Raw genomic sequence first — 18,297 nt, forward strand, 5'->3', positions numbered from 1 at the left:
TACATATGTATCACACGTGCATTCAGGTAAAACCCACTGGAAGCACTGTATATGCTGGTCTTACCTCCCGCTAGGGAGGTGCGTGTTGTGTATTAAGATTTTGATCCTGTTAAGGATCAAAAATTATGCTCTTGTTAAGGGCGTATCCATCATTTAGGTCGAAGACCGTATGGTAGGGTGCAGTATGGGTGCAGAAGGGTTTAGCTTGACTATGCATAGGGGGTGATTAGGATGCATAGAGAGAGCAATAAGGGTGCATATAGGGTGCAATATGGCAAAGCTAGACCTAGCGACTGCATTGCAGGCAGTTGAACCGGAAACCAAGGCGGCACAAATACGCCAGGTGATGCCGATTATCGAGCAGCAATTGAAGGCCGGAGTGAGACGGCAAGCGATCCTGGATGTGCTCAAGGCGCAGGGGATCGAGATCACCATGGAGACGCTGAAAAGTTACCTGTATCGGTATCGCAAGTCGGTCAAGGCCGGAACGGTCGAAGCACCGGCAAGCCAGCCGAATTTGCAGTCAGCGGCGGCAGTGGCACCAGCCGAAATATCGGTTTCTATATCGTGCGATACAAAACCTGAAAGTGAGGAACCACCGGCACCAATGGCGCCGACCGAATTGAACAAGATCATGAACCCTGGGGATGATGTGAACGCCTCAGAACTGGCGCGCTACGAAAGTGCGAGCCCAAGCAGAAGGAGACGCACATGAGCAAAATCGCCGTAGTGAATTTCAGCGGCAACACCGGCAAGACGACTGTATCCGATCAGTTGTTGTCGCCACGGATGGACGCGCCGCGTTTCGCCATTGAGACGATCAACGCGGGGGCTTCTGATACTGCCGCCGAGATCGAGCGCATAAAGGGCCGCCAGTTCGGCGAGCTGCAAGAATGGCTAATGGTAGAGAGCAAAGCGGTGGTCGACGTGGGTGCGTCGAACGTCGAAGACTTCTTCAAGTACATGGGGCAGTTCGCTGGCTCGCAGGAAGAGTTTGATTACTTCCTGGTGCCCACAGTCAGCGAGAAGAAACAGCAAGCCGACACAATCAACACGATCAAGACGCTTTCCGCGCTTGGCGTTCCAGCCAAGCGAATCCTGGTCGTGTTCAACAAGGTGCAGATCGACGATGCAGACGACCTGCCGCAAACCTTCTCGGCGGTGTTCGGCTTTCACACGCTGGAGAAGAAATTCACCCTCAACCCTGACGCGGTGATCTATTCCAACGAGGTGTTCGAGCGGCTGCGTGCGCTCAAGAAAAACATTTCCGAGGTCGTGAAAGACACCACGCCGTACCGTGAGCAGTTGAAAGACGCGAAGACCGAACAAGACAAGGAACACGCTATACGGATGATATCGGTTCAGCGCCTGGCTAAGTCGGCCTGGAAGAACCTCGATGACGTGTACGCGGCGCTGTTCGGGAAAGGGAAGTAACGGCGATGGCCAAGGATCCGACAACCGCCCGCGAAGCGTTGGCGGTTCAGATGATGGAAGACATTGACGCCCTGGTGCGCCGTCTCGAAGAAGTGGACGGCGAACTGGGGGCGAAACTGGACCAGGCGATCAAGGACGGCGCGGCCAAGGCGTTGCTGCAGACGCGGCTGAACTTCGAGTCAATGATGGAAACCCAGCAGGTAGCGTTGCTGCAGGCTGGCCGTGAGGCCGCTGCCAGGATTGGTAACGAGCTGAACCGCAGTTCAGCGCCGGTGATCCTCGCAGCCGGAGGCTTGCGCCGCTGGTTCGTTGTGTTCGCACTTACAGCGGTGGTGTCGGCGATTGTCGCCGGTGCCGTGGGTGCTTTCATCGGGTATCGCCTGGCCGCAATGTGAGGGGGGTGCGCCCCTTTTTTGATGTTTATCCTGTATCGTACGATACAGGATAAACTTTTCGTATTGCCACAACCCTCCCCCCGCAGGCGATCAGGCCAGGGGGGGGGGCTCGCATGCGAGAAAAGGAGGACACATGACCGCAACTGCCAGTCAGGAACTGTACGAAGAAATCGAAGGCGCCTATGCGTACTTCAATGAGGTGCTGTTTGATGGCCAGCTCCCTGGCTGTCTGTTCACGTTGCAGCGCAAAAGCAACACGTTCGGGTACTACTCTGAGTCGCGCTTTCTTCGCCGGAACGGCGACGGAAAGAGCGATGAGATTGCGCTGAACCCTGCATATTTCGCGCACCGTCGCGTAGAGCAGACCTTATCCACACTGGCACATGAGCAAGTCCACCAGTGGCAGGCCCATTTCGGCAAGCGCTCCCGATCCGGGTATCACAACGCGGAATGGGCTAACAAAATGCAGTCCATCGGGCTGATGCCGTCGGACACTGGTGAGCCTGGCGGGAAACGTCATGGCCAACAGATGACGCACTACATCATCGAGGGCGGGCCGTTCGATCTTTCCTGCAAGGAATTGATCGACCAGGGCCGCATGTTGTCGTGGATCGACGTAGTAACCAAGCGGGTTCCTATGTCGGCAGTGCTGCTCTACGGGCCTGGTGGCGAGCCGGTGCCAGGCCCGGCAGAAGACCCAACGATAGACATATCGGCGCTGACTTCGGCGGGTTTGCTGCAGCCAGATCCTGGCAAGGAAGACCCGAAGAACAAGCGCAAGTACACCTGTCCGAGTTGCCACCTGAATCTATGGGGCAAACCGGGGCTTAGCGGTCGCATTCAATGTATTGAGTGCGCAGTCCCGTTTGTGGACTCGAAAGAGCTGGTCGAAGTCCCGCCAGAGGTGGCGGCTGAGAGCGGCGAATAGGCCCGCGCAGATCGCGGGCGAAGCCCGAACCATTCCAACTTGCGGATCCAAGGGGGGCACCCCCTTGGTCGCCGAAGGCATTCCGATGCAACGGCCAGCGCACACAAAATCGCCCAGCGAGCGGGGCCCGTCAGAGGCCAGAGCGAACGATGCAGTTATCCACGGGGCGGGAGGCTTCTTGCCCGGGCGGTGGGTAACTGCAGGGTGATTTCCTGAGTCGTGCGCAGATCCAGGACGCGGGCTGTTGCATCGCCCGGGCTGGCCCGGGCTATCGGCTTTTTCCCTGTATCGTACGATATAAACCGAGTGGGTGACGTTGACCTGGTGCAAGCGGAGCGCGCAGCCCGGGACGGGCGAAGGCGTGAGGATCGAAGCCCGAAGGGCCAAGACCCGCCGCACTTTTGGCCGGGGCTTGGTTTACGAGAGCCGTTTCGGCGAAGCCGAACACGCACAGCGGCGGGGTTGGGTATCAGTGCGTGTCGCGGGTTGCTCGCTACGAGCATCTACTTGGCGTCGTTTCCAACAACGTGCTGGCAAAGCTTGCGGGGGTCACACCGGCTCGCGTTGCGGATATTCGCAAGCGGAGGGAGTTAGAGCGCGGATTCTCTTAAAAAGTGGGGGTGTAGAGCCCCGCGGATTCGTCAGATTTCAACGTAGCGCGGGGTATCCCTGGTGCGGTGGCCACCGCACCAGGTGATTATTGTGTGTCGTCGCCTTCGAGATCCGACAAGCTATCTGCAAGGTCTATTTCCACCGGAAAGTTATCCGAACCGGCCACGGTAAACGAGCAGGCGCTACCGTGTTCCTCTGCGGCGATACGCTCTTGAAAATAAAGGTCAGCTACGGCCTGTGCAGCGTCTTTGTGGTTGCCCATTACTTCGACGTCCACCGTCCAGGTTACGGCGTATTGGTTGCTCATCGCGTCCTTCCCTAAGGATGAGTCTCAGTCCAATCAGCGCAAAAAAGACATGGATAGAAGTTTGGGTCTTTGATGGAATACTACACGTGCGTTGAGTCGATATAGTTTGCTCCGTAGGTGCGTACAGTATCGTCAGGCGCAGCGAGGTTTTTTGCATGGTCGATCAGAAATGAGCCGTAACCGGCTTCAACTTCACTTGAGACTATTGGTGTCACGTATGCGAGACTTTCCCCAAACTTATTTTGATTATCAAGGGCGTATTCGAACACAGCACTGACTTGACGATCCATGTTGTCGAAAATGGCATGCACAATAGGTTTAGTTTGCGTGATCTTTAACTTGGTTCTTGTCATTATTTTTATAACGGCAACTACATATGCAACAGTTATAAGATCAACAGGTAACTCATGACCCATGGATTTAATTGTGTTGAATTGGGATTGCAGGAAATACTTAACCTGTGGATCAACCTCACCCTTCTTGGTTGACCTAAACTTCTCCAATTTTCGACTGCTGTTGTCGTCATCGCCGGAAATCAGCACCAGTCCAGCCGCCCAGATGGCCATGCCAGTCACGAATCCGAAATTAACAGGGAAGAAAAGTATTCCTGGCGCAAAGAAAAGCAGCAGAATCCCAATGATTACGGTGCCAAAACAAAAGCCGAGCCACGCGATTTCCACGGCAACGGTACCTGCAAACACACCCAGGGCACACAGCAGAAACAGCAGCCCGGTCAGTTTTCTAATCATCTTTAAATCCCTTTTGTATAACTTTATCCACTAAATCAGCGATGATATCCGGTAGATGGCAAAATGCCAATCGAGGCAATAATTGCGACAATTGCGACAATTGCGACAATTGCGACAATTGCCAGTAATCATACCTGATGAATAATCTATTTTTATATCTGCTACTCCGTGTCTGTTTCAATTTTTGCTTCTACCGGAGCAGAGGGTGCGAGTGAGATTTTTCTACGATATTCAGTAATGAATTTCACTCGATCACCCTTGAAAAAAAGTGCTGGATTTACCCAGAAAGTGGATGGCGAGCGTGGTGCTAGAAACTGCTTAACTGGTGGTCCGGCAACGGGTCGGTTGCCGGGGCGGTGGGGTTGGGATCATGCCGCCTGGCGGATGCCAGCCGCGAAGGCGCGGAAGTCGCTCATGGTGAGCCAATCCAAAGAGGCCAATGCGAATTCACGATCTTCGGCTTCTTGCTCTGCCTCGATCTCGGCGCGCAGGGCGGCAAAATTTTCGTCATGGCATGACTCGAAAAGGTGATCGTATTTATCACCTTCGCCGGTATCGCCCTCGAAGTGGCCGCAAACCGTGCAATGGATGTTGTTGTAAGCGTTGATCGCACCGCCTTCGCAGGGTTCCCAGTAGCGGGCGATTGCCTTGCCCTTGCACGCTGGGCATTGAACTTCGTCGTGGTTGTCGTCGAGATCCATGCCGCCAGGTTCTACACCAGGTCCAAATACGCGAGTAGCCATGTTGTTGCTCCTTCTCAGACTTCCCGGAGCGGTTGCCGCCGCTTGATCCGGGCGCCGAAGCGGTATTGCTTCGACGGGGTTAGTATCTCAAACCCCGCCCAACATGTAAACTATTTGTAAAAAATTGATTTACTTAAAGCGTACATTCTCGCGTGCGAGAAACATCACTCAATGACCCGAAACTGTGCCCGCTTCTGCCTGGCCCGCGATTCGCTACCTGAGTGAGCAAGGGAAACTTTCCCATGCGCTCCAGCTCGGCTCGGCTCTCGCCCTTACTCTTGCTCATTTCTTGCTGACCTTCCCCTTGACTGCTGGCTGGTCATAAGGCGCTGCCATTTGCCGAACCTGCTCGGCCAGCTCAGGCGGAAGCCAAACCATCACCGGCACCAACTCTTGCGCCTGGTGTTCCTCCAGAATCTTGCGAACCCGTTGCACGGCGGCATAGACAAGCTGGCGGGACACGTCAGATTGTCGCGCCAGATCCGAAGGTCGCACACCGTCAACCAATACCGCCTTGGCCATCTCAACAGTGCCGACAGCCAAACCGCGAAAGGCCGGGGAAACCTGTTCCCATTGGGCGGCTGTGTACTTTGGCTGCATTCGTTTTCTCCGTAGGTGAAGCGCCCGCAGATCTGCCAGGCGCTTTTAGCGTTTTAGTGTGGTGGTGAACCGTGAGCCTGTCGATCAGTGAACAGGGTTCCTGTAGCGCTCATGGTGACGCGCTGGATAATCATCTGATGCGTGAGGGTGGCCAACCCCAAGAAAGCCCAGTAGCGGCCATGACAGAGCGCATAAATTCGCGTCAGATTTCCAACCTCGTACTTTTCGAGCTTGAACGAGTAAGTTTTGCCGTCAGCGGCGAAGTCCAGCACCGGTAGACGGGTTAGCGCGTAGTCGTAGCGAGCCTCTGTGATTTCTTGGGGTTGCGTACCTAATGTGGCTTCCTGGGCCAGCAAGAAGGCTTCTTCATCACCTAGCACAGCGCCGGGGTGGCAGACGCGCAACTCGGGCAGCATCAGCATTCTGCAGCGGGTTGCCCACATATTCGGGGCGATCTCGCGGGCATAGTCGATGATCGAAGTTTGGCCGGGTCCATAGAAAACTTTGGACATGGCTGTATCTCCTACCGCACAAGAACCGGGCGCACTCGGCGCCCGGTTGGGTGATTAAGCGGCCTGCTGAGTGCGCAGGGCCTGGGCCAGAACCCACAGGGCGCGATTCAATTTCACGTCCTGGTCAATGCCACCAACGGCGCGGGTAGTCGCCCGACGCCCTTGCTTGTTACGGCCTCGCAAGCCTCCTTTGATCGAGTTTTCTTGAATGCGGTTGAAGGTAGTCCATAAGTCGTTGTCGTAGTCCTGGACACGGCGCGGGCTGAGCAACTGGCTGGACGTCACCGGCGCCGGTCCCTCTTTCGGGTCGTAGCGGTAGGCCAGCGCGGCCATGGCGAAGGCTTCTTGCTCGTCCGGGCGCAGCTTGATTTGCTTCATGCACTCGCGCTGATCGTTCACGGCGTCGAACTGATTGAGCACTTCATAGGCTCCCTCGATCACGTCGCTGATAACGTCACCGCGACCGCTGTGCCGTACTTTCTGATCAATCGAGCAATCGCCGATTACCAGGCCATTGGCGCAAACAAACCGGAACATACCCGCCATCATCTGGTAGCTGCTGGTTCCGTCATGGCTGTTCAGCAGAATGATTTCGTTCGCTTCCTTGTCCATGATGGTGTTGGCATGGCGCAGGCGCAGCATGTGTTTAGTGTGTTCGCGCTTGTCGGTGTTACGAACGCGGGTTTGGCACGCCATGAATGGCTGGAAGCCTTCGGCGCGCAGTGCGTCGAGCACCTTGATCGTTGGGATGTACAGGTAACGATCGGAGCGGCTGTCGTGCGCTTCTTCGGCAAAGATCGAAGGTGCAACGCTGGCAATCTGTTCATTGCTCAAGGCTGCATCGCTGCGGATCATGCAAGGGTTACGGAAATTACTGGATAGACGCATTTTTGAATCTCCTTCGCAGAATTCCCGGAGCGGTTGCCGCCGCTATGTCCGGGTGTCGAGGCGTGATTGCTTCGACGGGGTTAGTATCTCAAACCCTGCGCATCATGTCAACTTTTTGTAAAATTTGATTGTACATATAGCGCTTGAATTTGCGTGATTTATAAACTACAATCAGCCTATGAAAACGATCAAACAAACCGCCACGTTCATGACGTGGGAACGCAAGCTCAAAGATCACCGCGCAAAGGCGATCATTGCGGCGCGGGTCTTCCGGGTAGCCAACGGCCTTTTGGGTGACGTTGAGCCGGTCGGCCAGGGCGTTAGCGAGTTGCGTATTCACTACGGCCCCGGCTACCGGGTCTATTTTCAGCAACGCGGCAATGAGCTTGTGCTGTTGTTGTGCGGCGGCGACAAAAGCAGCCAGGCACGCGATATAGAAACCGCCAAGATGCTTGCCAGTCAGTGGAGTGAAGACGAATGAAAGAGCCAATCTATGAATATGATCCAGCGGCAGCGCTGACCGATCCTGAAAGCATCGCCATCTTTATGAGCGATGCTTTTGAAACCGGCGACGCTGGCTACATTGCCAAAGCGCTAGGCGTTGTTGCCCGCGCAAAAGGCATGACAGAGCTGGCCAAAGAATCCGGTTTGTCCCGTGAGCAGCTTTACCGCTCATTCAGTGACAAGGGCAATCCAACCCTAAAAACCATGCTGGCCGTCATGCGCGCTGTTGGCCTCGATCTGACAACCCGGCAACACGCACACCCTTAATTCTCGCGTGCGAGAAAAGCGGCGAATTGCTTGACGCCGCCGCTTTTCCGGGCTGCTCCGAGGCCGAGTGTTAGAGCGGTAAATAAACGCTTTTCAGCCGTCCGCGAAGCGGGCGCAGCAAAGCCCCTCGATCTGGAACGCGCTGCCGCTGGTGGTCTGCTCGTCAGCGTCGGTTGGTCGCGGTAAGCCCGGGCTATCCAGAGCCAGGCCGCGTGCAATGGGACCGTGGAATACCGCAGGCCCAGCTTCACCGGGCCGAGGATATGCCGCGAAAGCCCGTTGCAGGCAAGGCCTGGCGGCGGATAGGCCATTGGGGCGATCCGCTACCAACCGATGTTGATGAGCCACCTGGTGAACGTGGAAGGTCGGGCAAGTCGTCCTGCAGGACGGCGCGCAGGACGAAGGCCGGAGGTAAGCGGAGCGCGCAGCCCGAAATGGGCGAAGGCGTGAGGATTGAAGCCCGAAGGGGCAAGACTTGGCAGCTTCATCGCCAGGGCTTGATTCACGAAAGCCGCCCCCGAAGGGGCACGCACGATCAGTTCAATCCGCGTTGTTGTGCGAAATTGCACTCCACTTGACCAGGCGTTTGCATTGGATTTGACCAGCACGCTTCCTAACCATGATCGGCAGAGAACGGCCAGGAGCGGACGCTCACAAAATAACGTCTATCGCCGAATTGCCTCCTCCTGATGGGGTGTAATTGTCGAAGGATGTTCGGTTTCGATTAACTAATGATTAACCAAGTCTAACGATTAACCAAGTCTAACCAGCAAACATAAAATCAGGTGGCAGCCTATATTAATCACAAACAGGAGATTTAGTATCGGAAAAATAATGGATGAATACTAAACTCTTTTTTATAGTCACTGACGTCTAGCTCTTGCTTTTCGAAGCTTGAGTAGATAATTAATGTTTCAGACTTTTTAATGCCAACAACACCTACAACGAACCATATATTTATAAGTGCGCTTATGTCGTTTATAATATCGTTTGTCACAGAGTCAATGTTGTTTGCAATATGGCTGATCACGTCATTCTGTATCTTATCAGCTTTTTCGCTCAGCGTTTCACACGTGAAAGATGGCGTGGATACTTCAGCAAGCGCATCAATATATTTAGTAATGTTCGGATAAATACTTGCCCACTCTTTGCACAAAGCCTGTTTTCTTGAGACATAGAATTTTTCCTCTGCCTCTAACACCAAATTTTCATTAAGAACCGTAGATCCATCTGCTTCAGAAAGGCATAAGTTTACAAAATCGATGGCGTCACGCGGCCTAAGCATGGTGCGTCTAAGGATGAAATCTTGTGATCGTTCATTTTTTATAGAAAAATCAAAAATATCAGAAAATTTTGTCGTAGCATTTGATTGATATTTATCTTTTATGAGGAAGTCTATTCTTTTGTCAAGAATTTCTTGGATCTCTAATTTGTCCCAATGAATATCTAGAATAAGAGACTTGTCTTTCTCTTCTTGCCTTAGATTTTTTAAATATATGCCCCTTATTATGTCAGTGCGGACCGATATTATTATTTTCACGGTCTTGATGTCTAGTAGCTCTTTAAAAGCGTCCAGTAGGGCATTAATAAAATCGTAACGTATTTCGCTAGAGCTTAACCAGGATTTATCTAGGTCATCAATACTGATAAGGAAGCGGTGCTGACCCTCTCTTGATTTTTCTTGCGTCAAAACCTTGATAAGTTCCTTTTGCTTTCGTAGTAACTCTGTGCTCACATATTGCGCAGTGGCGCGTTGTATTTTTTCAGTAAGCTCGGCACTACCCTTACCGTCTAATTTGATGGGTGGGATATTAATTCCGCCCGCCAACTCCATATGCATCCTTTCGGTTATCTCACTAACTATGCTTTCGTTAAAAAAATTGTCCTTAAATTTTTCAACATATTCTTTGGCAAGCGATGCGTTGTATTTTTTTTTGCTGCTGGTTGGTAGGTCTAAAATCATCTCGAAAAATGTTTTGCCCGGATACAATAACTCTACCACCCTTACTAAAAGAACATGAATCCACAGTGACTTATAAAAAATCCTCAGGTCAATGTTGTTATCGATTAACTTCGATATGAATACGTTATTCTTGATGTGCTCGAATACGGTGGATTCTGCTTCAATTACCAAATGTTTTTTGATTTTCGGATTTTCTGATAATTGCTTTATCAGAGCCGTTTTGCCAGATCCTGTTCTTCCTACTACAATGCGCTTGGCAAAATCAATGCCATCATCAAAACTCAATAAGTTGGAATAAATATCTGTTTCGAGAAAGCAGCTTTTAAGAAATGTATCAGTTTCTGCATCTAAGTTGCCAATTTTACTATTTCGCCTAAAAATGAACGTAGCCACTGTCACTCCCTTTTTTGATTATCTTATTCAAACGAGCTGAGCTGATCTCAATTCTGAATCGTTCCCTATCACTTACTTCATTGTTACATATGTCTCAAACTATCTAAGGCGAAACCTTCCTGGTAGATGCTGTAGTAGCTCGATTGAATATACCCGAACAAAATGGTGAAGTGGAAATGCTTTGCACAAAAATTAAAAATATGGGGCAATCTCAATGCATCATTGATTTTCGATGGTATTCATAAAAGCACCGACGCCTCATAACCCAGCCTAAGCAGATAGGTGACCGCTTGTGGCCGATCTCTGCCGGTTCTGACCGGCTGCATTGGGTCGGTTGCCGCCCTTCGCGACAGGCAGAATTCGGCCAAAAGCGGTCAGTCGCGAACAGCAGCAGTCAGCCAGCGTGCCGGGATCGCAGAGAGGCCGCTGCAGGAGTGAAGAAAAAGTGAACCGGCGTGCGGGGGGAGCGACGGAGCACGCCAAAAGCGCGCATTTGGTATCCCTACCCACATAACCCACACATTCTTCGCGCCTCCCCCCAAATAATAGCTTAAGGCAAGATGTCCAAGATGTATCCCCGAGCATGGCTTTTTGATAGCGTTGCGGAAAAGCGCTCCGCATCAGACGCGCAACGTTGACGATGCGATTAGCCGTGTAAAAAAGGGAAGGAACGGACTGATGATCAGGAATGAATACGTGCGCTTTATGCAGACCCTGTCTGCGCCAAGTGCAACAGATGATATACGTAAACTGGCTAATCTATTTCTTGATAAACTGGACGTAATTCAACCGCTCGGAACAAGTCAAGGGCAGAGAGTAAAAAAAATCACACAATTGGCGCAAGCCGAGTGGAACACTTTGCCGATTGATATCACTGTTGAAGCAGTTAGTGTCAGTGATAACACCCCTTCGATAAGTAGATTAACGAGCCTTAGCGTCGGGCCTTTTCGCGGTTTTGCGCGGCAGGAGAAATTTAATCTCAACAGTTCATTAGTACTAATTTACGGACCAAACGGCACTGGAAAATCAAGTTTCTGCGAAGCTCTCGAATATGGCCTACTTGGTAATGTGTCGGAGGCAGAAGCCAAACGATTTCGCTCGCAAGACGAATATTTCAAAAATGCGCACACTGGTAAGTTCTCAAAACCTGTAATCGAAGCTATCAACGCCGAAGGAACCACGCATCCAGTTGTGGCCAATGAATCAAATTATCGATTCTGCTTCGTTGAAAAAAACAGAATTGATAACTTCTCTCGTATCGCTGCCCATTCTCCCGCTCGACAAACCGAGTTGATCTCTTCACTATTTGGATTGGAAAAGTTCAATGACTTCGTGCGTGGCTTTAGTAGCGATATAGATGCGCGATATATAGATCTTGTAGGTGTAAAGAAAAAGGAGCTTCAAGAAAAGCAACAGACCCTGCTGGGGCAAAAACAAACTATAGAAAACAATACCAAAGAGCTTTCTGAGTTGGCAATCCGCGAAGCCAACCTAGCTCAAACACAAAATCTGCAAACAACGTTTTCCGAAATGATCTCTTTATTGGTAGGTACTGCTGAGACACCTGGAAAGATCTCAAAACTAGAAAATGAGCTACAAAAATCACCCCCATCAAAAACAGGACTATCCTTACAGTCACTGTTAGCCAATTACGAAGCCATTAAGTTTTCTGACAGCGGACTAATCACAGCATCGTTAGAGCTTTCAAAAGCCAGCGAAGGGGTCTCATTTAAGCAACTTTACACAGCAATACAATCTTTGCAAGACAGCAATCAAGACTACTGCCCTGCTTGCAAAACTCCACTCGAAATAGTAACAAGCAACCCGTTCAAGTTAGCGACGCAAGAGCTAGAAAAACTTGCTCATCTGACTCAGCTAGAAATCGAGCGTGATCAATTCGAAGAAAGCAGACTTAAGGGGATCGAATCTATACATCAGATTTTACAGGTTGCGTCCAAACCCTACGATAACTACAACGATGTAGGGCTACTGCAAGCCTTCCTTATCCCAGAGGAAACTCAAGATTCATGGGAGTGGTGGGCATCGCTTCACATCGAGAACGGAGAAATGAAGACTGGCTGGCAGGCTCTTCAGGACCGCGTTCTAAGTCTAGAAAAGCGTGATATACAAATCAAAGCTGAAGTCCTTGAGAGAGAATCAAAACAGCAAGAACTGAATGTCCTTCGTCAAGTTGCACAAGACGCATTGGTGCTTCAGACACAGCGTAAAGGATTGGAGGACGGAGTACAGAATGCCAATGCTGCTATCGCAGCATTCGATGAGGAAAATAAAGGACTAATTATTGCCGCAGAAGACGAAATAGACTCTATTCGGCAGAACCAGACAATTGCTGCGGCTTATACGAAAGTAGTAACACTCCTATCTGCTTACAAAGACCAGCTGCCGAATCAATTGGTAGCAGACCTCGGCGACAACGTGGCTGAGTTATATAACGCTTTCAATCGATTTGACTCCAAACAAGATCTCATCGCCGCTATAAAATTACCGGTAGCTTCTGGGCAGCGGATAGAAATTTCATTTCAGAACAATCCAGATCGTTACTTTGACGCACTTCACATACTTAGCGAGGGTCACATTCGATGTGTTGGCCTCGCAATCCTGCTTGCAAAAAATATCAAAGAAAATTGCCCGCTTTTGGTGTTTGATGATCCTGTCAACGCTATAGACGAGGAGCATCGAAAAGCAATAAGAATAACTTTGTTCAAGGATAAGTTTTTTAATTCTACACAAATTATAATTGCATGCCATGGCAATGAGTTTTTCAAAGATACCCATCAGCTAATTGGTAAAGAAAATGCCGGAAAATCGGAATCATATATTTTTCGCAGTCAAACAGAAGAAAAGCACATCCAGGTAAGCTCGCTTAGTCGACCGATAAACTACGTATTAGCGGCAAGCACTCTGAACGACCAAGGCGAGCTAAGGGACGCTCTTATGTCGGCACGTCGGGCACTTGAAGAACTCTGCCCCAGAATTTGGACTTACTATAACAAACACGGTGGCGGGCCTATTAGCCTTCTCCAGCGCGCGCCAAACGCCCCAATTGATTTGAGGTCGCTAGCTGAAAAACTTGCACTTGAAATAGAAAAAGCAAAATTTGAGATCAAAAATAGAGAGCCAATCGCTACATCTCTTAGGACCATTCTTGGTCCAAACGGCCAGCATCCTCACTGGATTTGCCTGAATAAGGGCACGCACGAAGAAGAAGATCGAGAAGAATTTGAAAAAACGGTCGTCACAGAGATTGTTAACGCGCTACTAGTGTTAGATAAATCAACTATCTAACATAAAAACGCTTGAAAATCACGGGTTAAGGTCGGTATATAATCGACCTTAATTCTTTCAATTCATTTCAAATCTCTTTCAATAGGATTGAATTTCATGGTGAGTCGGCTCGCGTTTCGTAGACATTCTGAACGACTTCTTTTGGCTGATTTCTGCCTGTCGCACTGTCGCCACCGGCAGCTCTTTGCCGATCATGGTTACTAAGTGTTGGTTAAATCCGATGCACTCGGTGGTCAGATCGAATGCAAACGCCTGGTCAAGCGCAATGCAAACGAGTGGTCAGTACCGATGCAGTCAGGTGGTCAAGTGGAGTGCAATTTCGCAGCTACGAAATGTTCGACTTCGACATGGGGTACGAGTGGTTGGAAAAAACCGGGCGCCGGGGTAGCATGTCGGAACGGCCTTTTGCTCCTTCGCAGAAACCTAGAAACCCGCAAGCATTGCCGTGCTGCGGGTTTCGTCGTTTTCAGGCTTCCGGATCATCAGTGATCGACGGCAAATCAGGCAGCATGCCTTCCAAAGTCTCCTGAACTGGTGGGCTCTTGCCGTCACCAGATGGCAACTGAATATCTCCTGGTGCCATGACAGGCGCCTTCAACAGCTTGCCGGTTCCAAGGTCGCTTTGGTCTTCCGAGGACACAAGTACTCGAGCATTAAACCGTGCAAAACGAATGTTTTCGCGGCTATCAGCCCAAGCGATCCTGCTGTTCACCACATAGGCCAGCGCACCGCCTCGATCACTGCCCAACCTGATTGTCTGAATCCAAGCCTGTTCGATCAGTACCGACAAAGCTCGCTTTGTCGTGGCTGTAGATGTTTCCATCAGCTTGGCCAAGGTGGCTTGGCTGGCAATGAGGGCACCGCTCTTATCCATGTTGGCCACGAGTATGTGCAGCAGCTGGGCCGCACGTGGAGCGTGCGCGATCAGTTGCGCCCAAGCTTCATGGCCCGCACGTTCTGTCTGAACCCAAGTCCCGCGTGGTGCGGGTTGGTGTAGATTGCGGATTTCCTCAGACATTGACCCTCCTGTCATATCGTCCAAAAGTGTTGTTTGCTATCTCTCAAACTTGTCAGATAGCGAGCAAGAATGAGCCAAGGGTAGCTCACGCTGTGCTCTATGGGTAGATCAAATTTGTTCGCTATCTGACAGGCTTGTTGGATATCGCGCAAAAAATGAGCTAGGGGTAGCTCATGCAGTGAGCTACGGGTAGCTCAAGGATGTTTGCTATCGAGCACCGATGAGCGAGGGTTAGCTCATCCACGGGGTAGCTCATTACGTGAGCTAGGTTAGGTCACAGCCTATGAGCGAGGTTGGTTCACAGTTGATGACCGAAGGTTCGCTCATAGGTTGAGCTATCTACTGCTCTGGAGGCCCCGTAAATCAAGGGGTTAGAAGTCCTGCTTCTTATGATCTCTAACTGTCGTCTTCTGCCCTGCTGTTGATCAGTCAAAGTCGCCTGCCGGCGGCGGCCACTCGTAAGCGCCTGACAGACTACGGCTTCGCCTTCGCTAGTCAGTCACTTCCGACCGGCTCAATTAATTGAGCTGTTGAATCTGATCACGGATTTTGAGAACGGTCGTGGTTGAACAACCTGCGTGACGGGCAGTTGCTCGAATGCCCAAATTTGCAGCCAGTAGCTCACGTACTCGCTTGTGCAGATCGGCATCAATGGGTCGGCCCTTATATGCGCCCGAATTTTTGGCTTTGGCAATTCCCTGGGCTTGCCGCTCACGGCGTTGTTGATAGTCCTTACGAGCAATAGCCGCCATCATTTCGATCATCATGTTATTGATTGCTCCAAGCATGCGACTGGTGAATTCGTCGCCTTGGGTGACTCTCAACGCCAGGTGACTGGTTGGCAGATCGAGCGCGACGATGCAAAGTCCTTTTGCGTCGATAGTAGCCTTGAGCATTCGCCAATCAGGATCTTCCATGCGTGACAGCCGGTCGATGCTTTCAACCAGGAGCACGTCACCCTTGCGCGCATCCTTGAGCAAGCGAAGAAGCTCGGGCCTATTCGCTTCGGTGCCGCTGGCATTTTCTGTGTATGTGTTGGCAATGAGGTGACCATGTTCAGCTGCGAATTGTTCCAACGCAGCATTGGCCCGGTTCGCGTCTTGCTCGATGGTCGAGGCGCGCAGATAAGAACGGATGAACATGACGGGCTCTTCTCCTTCGTATCATTTTGAGTGTTCATTTAGTAGTGTATCAAATTGAACGTATCATTAATCGAAGTAAAACCCTGGGCTGTTTGCTTCTGACTGTCTCAGTTCATGTATGCCCTAAAGAAACAGACCCACAGTCAATGCTCAAGCTTCTGTGCTGCCATCCCCAATAGCGGTTTCAGCAATTTTGAGATTGCTCGATAGTCGCTTTATCGATCATGCGTCCTTGTCCTTCTTTGTTGTGGATTTGCTCTGCCAATACCTCAATCGCTCCGTGTCGGCCTCTTTGACGAAACGATTGATCATTTCCTCGGGGGCGCAGATCTGCGCATAGCTCCAGCCTTCGGGAGCCTGGAGTAGATAAGCTGAGTAGATTTTGTCCCTTATGGCTAACGCGCGCTGTTTCGTCAGTCCGTGAGCGTTGGCCACTGCTACAAGCTTTTTGCCCTCAACGAGGATTTCAAAGGCCACGTCAAGGCTGCGGCTGTGCATCTTTGAGTTACTGCGGATACGCTCGAAGTCTTCGGGCGGTATTCGTAGGTCCTGGTCAGCAAGGCGGGTAGTCATTCTGCAGGCTTCCACTGGTCGGCGATTTGTTGCCGTGCTTTCTCCAGTTCTTCAGAGAGATACACCTTTTCAGACTTCAAGGTATTTACCTGCTCAGTCAGGAGGGCAACCTGTTCTTTCAACAAATCGAGTTCTGTCGCTTTGCCTGGTGTCTTGGGCTTGGCTTTGCCCCCGCCTATCCTGAGCGCCTTGGTTGTTTTGAGTTCCGTGCGTACTTCGTTGCGGACGTTCAGGTCAGGATCAGCTTCGGCACGCTGGACCACATTGGCGGCTGCAGCGGGGTCTAGACGTTCAAGGCGTGCTAGGTCGTTTACCACTGATACGTCAGCGGTTATTCCGTTCTGTACTGCTGTGCGGGTAGCTCCCCCCGCTTCGATGGCATCCAGATAGGACAAGCGTTCAGCCACCCAACTGATGCTCTTTTTCCATTCGGCAGCAACTGCCTGCAGGGTGCCTAATTCTTCCTTGTCGGCTTTCAGGGACAGGGCTATTTCGATTTGCAGAAGTCCTTCGCGTTGGACATTCTCAGAACGTTGAATCCGTTTGGCCTGGGCGTCTGTGAGGTCGCGCACTACTGCTTCAAGCAAAAGGCCTTTGAGTGCGCAAGACCGTAACCGTCGCTCACCCGCGACCATTAGGTATTTGAACCCGCTTCCAGGGTTTGGGTGGGGCCGTAGGACGGCTGCTTCTGCCTGTCCGTTTTGTTCAATGTCGTCGCCCAGTTCAATCAGAGATTCTTGTGTGAAGCCTGGGTTGTCCTTGCCTCGGATTTGCGGCTTGCACTCAACCTCGTCGGGGTTGACCTTGATGATGCGTTCACCTTCCAGAACTGCCGTTTTTTGCTTCTGAAAGTCAGAAAGCTTTTTGACTGCACCCCCGAATGCGTTGGGTTTCTTCGTTGTCATGACATGGCCCTCATTCAGCCCAAACTTTATCGAGAACGGCCTTACAAGCCCGTTTCATTTCCCGGCCTGCTTCACGCTGACTGCCGCTGCGGGCCTTCCACCAGACCGGATTACCAGCGGCCAGCGATTTGTTGATACAAGGCCGGTAGATGATTTGCTCCGCGAACATGGCATCACCGTAGCTCTCGCGAAGCCCGGGGAGGGCGTCTATTTCCTCGGGCGAACGGCTGTTCACCAAGTTCGGCAAATAGCCCAAAAAGCGCAGATCAGGGTTGTACCTGTCTTGCACAGTTTCGATGGTGTTCATCAATTTTGGGAGTCGAGCAAGGGTAAAGGCGCTGATATTGAACGGGGCCACCACGGCATGGGAGGCCGTCAGGGCCGCAACCATGCGACGTTGCAAGTTCGGTGGGGTGTCGATCATGCAGAGATCAAAATCGTCAGAAAATCGTTCCAGTGCAGGCCGTAGAGCGTGGATTACGTCTAGATCCATGTCGTCCACGTCGAGCAGTGCTACGTCAGCTTCGATCAACCAGATGTTGGGACCGACCTGGCGTGGCTGACGCCCTTCATGCTCGCCATTGAACAACTGGCTGGACATTAGATAAGGCGTATTATCGCCATCCTCTGCTTGGGGAAAAAACTGCGATAGGTCGCCTTCATCAAGGTCTACGACCAGGACACGCTTACCATCCTCTGCCGCGCATGCTGCCAGGTGAATCTCTAGGGTGGTCTTCCCTACGCCGCCCTTTTGATTCGCTACAGTTGTGATCTTCATCATGATCTCCGGCTTGTCCGATAGTGGACCGTGATTCAAGTTTGCATATGGTAAACCCTTTGGTCAACCCCAAATTAGGGTTTACTTTGTATTTTTCTCGCATGCGATAAATACACGACACCGCGTCGCGTTCTCGCACGCGAGAATTCGTTTCACGGCTGCCCGGCTTCGCGACCTTTGCCCCTCCCCACGTCGAACGTTCGTTCAACTCAGCTCAATACCGTTCATCAGCTTTTTTCAAATAATTGAGAAAAATCCGGTCCCCGCTGTCACACCCGCG

The 18,297-nt window shown here is 51.2% G+C and carries 19 protein-coding genes; 7 read left to right on the forward strand and 12 right to left on the reverse strand.

Annotation, left to right across the window (positions count from 1 at the left end; genetic code table 11):
• Positions 1-271: 271 nt before the first annotated feature.
• The 4 genes from ACW9IN_RS21645 to ACW9IN_RS21660 all read left to right on the forward strand — a co-directional run bounded on the left by ACW9IN_RS21645 (position 272) and on the right by ACW9IN_RS21660 (position 2,757).
• Positions 272-715, forward strand: a complete 444-nt coding sequence (locus ACW9IN_RS21645; RefSeq protein WP_457367734.1) for a hypothetical protein — start codon at positions 272-274, stop codon at positions 713-715.
• Positions 712-1,434, forward strand: coding sequence for a StbB family protein (gene stbB / locus ACW9IN_RS21650; protein WP_457367735.1), 723 nt, complete (start codon positions 712-714; stop codon positions 1,432-1,434). The genes ACW9IN_RS21645 and stbB overlap by 4 nt, the downstream gene beginning before the upstream one ends.
• Before the next feature lie 5 nt (positions 1,435-1,439).
• Positions 1,440-1,829, forward strand: a complete 390-nt coding sequence (locus tag ACW9IN_RS21655) for a hypothetical protein (RefSeq protein WP_457367736.1) — start codon at positions 1,440-1,442, stop codon at positions 1,827-1,829.
• Between the two features lie 133 nt (positions 1,830-1,962).
• A complete protein-coding gene (locus ACW9IN_RS21660; protein ID WP_177031945.1) occupies positions 1,963-2,757 on the forward strand; it encodes a SprT-like domain-containing protein in 795 nt (264 codons plus the stop codon).
• Positions 2,758-3,454: 697 nt separating this feature from the next.
• On the opposite strand, the gene ACW9IN_RS21665 is transcribed toward ACW9IN_RS21660, so the two are convergent.
• The 6 genes from ACW9IN_RS21665 to ACW9IN_RS21690 all read right to left on the reverse strand — a co-directional run bounded on the left by ACW9IN_RS21665 (position 3,455) and on the right by ACW9IN_RS21690 (position 7,168).
• The gene (locus ACW9IN_RS21665) at positions 3,455-3,676 is read right to left on the reverse strand and encodes a hypothetical protein (protein WP_337859729.1); all 222 of its coding nucleotides are present in this window, start codon (positions 3,674-3,676) and stop codon (positions 3,455-3,457) included.
• An 80-nt stretch (positions 3,677-3,756) separates the two neighbouring features.
• Positions 3,757-4,425 carry a hypothetical protein gene (locus tag ACW9IN_RS21670; protein ID WP_457367737.1) on the reverse strand — a complete coding sequence of 223 codons (669 nt, stop codon included), beginning with the start codon at positions 4,423-4,425 and terminating at the stop codon, positions 3,757-3,759.
• 368 nt (positions 4,426-4,793) lie between these two features.
• Positions 4,794-5,168: a hypothetical protein gene (locus ACW9IN_RS21675; protein ID WP_457367738.1), complete on the reverse strand. Its 375-nt coding sequence runs from the start codon at positions 5,166-5,168 to the stop codon at positions 4,794-4,796.
• A gap of 282 nt (positions 5,169-5,450) precedes the next feature.
• Positions 5,451-5,768, reverse strand: a complete 318-nt coding sequence (locus ACW9IN_RS21680) for a TrfB-related DNA-binding protein (protein ID WP_086799818.1) — start codon at positions 5,766-5,768, stop codon at positions 5,451-5,453.
• 53 nt (positions 5,769-5,821) lie between these two features.
• The gene (locus ACW9IN_RS21685; RefSeq protein WP_457367739.1) at positions 5,822-6,280 is read right to left on the reverse strand and encodes a hypothetical protein; all 459 of its coding nucleotides are present in this window, start codon (positions 6,278-6,280) and stop codon (positions 5,822-5,824) included.
• Between the two features lie 54 nt (positions 6,281-6,334).
• Positions 6,335-7,168, reverse strand: a complete 834-nt coding sequence (locus ACW9IN_RS21690; RefSeq protein WP_095030904.1) for a DUF932 domain-containing protein — start codon at positions 7,166-7,168, stop codon at positions 6,335-6,337.
• Between the two features lie 178 nt (positions 7,169-7,346).
• Between ACW9IN_RS21690 and ACW9IN_RS21695 the strand changes: the two genes are divergently transcribed.
• Both ACW9IN_RS21695 and ACW9IN_RS21700 read left to right on the forward strand, forming a co-directional pair.
• Positions 7,347-7,649: a type II toxin-antitoxin system RelE/ParE family toxin gene (locus tag ACW9IN_RS21695; protein WP_032901694.1), complete on the forward strand. Its 303-nt coding sequence runs from the start codon at positions 7,347-7,349 to the stop codon at positions 7,647-7,649.
• Positions 7,646-7,939 (forward strand): addiction module antidote protein, encoded by a 294-nt coding sequence (locus tag ACW9IN_RS21700; protein ID WP_032901693.1) that lies wholly within the window; start codon positions 7,646-7,648, stop codon positions 7,937-7,939. Before ACW9IN_RS21695 ends, ACW9IN_RS21700 begins: the two co-directional genes overlap by 4 nt.
• Before the next feature lie 817 nt (positions 7,940-8,756).
• Here the strand turns inward: ACW9IN_RS21700 and ACW9IN_RS21705 are convergent.
• Positions 8,757-10,295 carry a P-loop ATPase, Sll1717 family gene (locus tag ACW9IN_RS21705; RefSeq protein WP_457367740.1) on the reverse strand — a complete coding sequence of 513 codons (1,539 nt, stop codon included), beginning with the start codon at positions 10,293-10,295 and terminating at the stop codon, positions 8,757-8,759.
• 678 nt (positions 10,296-10,973) lie between these two features.
• On the opposite strand from ACW9IN_RS21705, the gene ACW9IN_RS21710 reads away from it, so the two are divergent.
• Positions 10,974-13,601: an AAA family ATPase gene (locus ACW9IN_RS21710; protein WP_457367741.1), complete on the forward strand. Its 2,628-nt coding sequence runs from the start codon at positions 10,974-10,976 to the stop codon at positions 13,599-13,601.
• A 466-nt stretch (positions 13,602-14,067) separates the two neighbouring features.
• Here ACW9IN_RS21710 and ACW9IN_RS21715 read toward each other — a convergent pair whose 3' ends face one another.
• From ACW9IN_RS21715 to ACW9IN_RS21735, 5 genes are all read right to left on the reverse strand, one after another.
• The gene (locus ACW9IN_RS21715; protein ID WP_086799825.1) at positions 14,068-14,619 is read right to left on the reverse strand and encodes a helix-turn-helix domain-containing protein; all 552 of its coding nucleotides are present in this window, start codon (positions 14,617-14,619) and stop codon (positions 14,068-14,070) included.
• 518 nt (positions 14,620-15,137) lie between these two features.
• Complete coding sequence (locus tag ACW9IN_RS21720; RefSeq protein ID WP_457367742.1) at positions 15,138-15,761, reverse strand: recombinase family protein; 624 nt, start codon at positions 15,759-15,761, stop codon at positions 15,138-15,140.
• Positions 15,762-15,983: 222 nt separating this feature from the next.
• Positions 15,984-16,334, reverse strand: a complete 351-nt coding sequence (locus ACW9IN_RS21725) for a TrfB-related DNA-binding protein (RefSeq protein ID WP_032901687.1) — start codon at positions 16,332-16,334, stop codon at positions 15,984-15,986.
• Positions 16,331-17,239 carry a ParB/RepB/Spo0J family partition protein gene (locus ACW9IN_RS21730; RefSeq protein ID WP_094988326.1) on the reverse strand — a complete coding sequence of 303 codons (909 nt, stop codon included), beginning with the start codon at positions 17,237-17,239 and terminating at the stop codon, positions 16,331-16,333. Before ACW9IN_RS21730 ends, ACW9IN_RS21725 begins: the two co-directional genes overlap by 4 nt.
• A gap of 10 nt (positions 17,240-17,249) precedes the next feature.
• The gene (locus ACW9IN_RS21735; protein WP_032901685.1) at positions 17,250-18,017 is read right to left on the reverse strand and encodes a ParA family protein; all 768 of its coding nucleotides are present in this window, start codon (positions 18,015-18,017) and stop codon (positions 17,250-17,252) included.
• Positions 18,018-18,297 lie beyond the last annotated feature (280 nt).

It is taken from the genome of Pseudomonas sp. SDO5271_S396, from assembly GCF_054071795.1.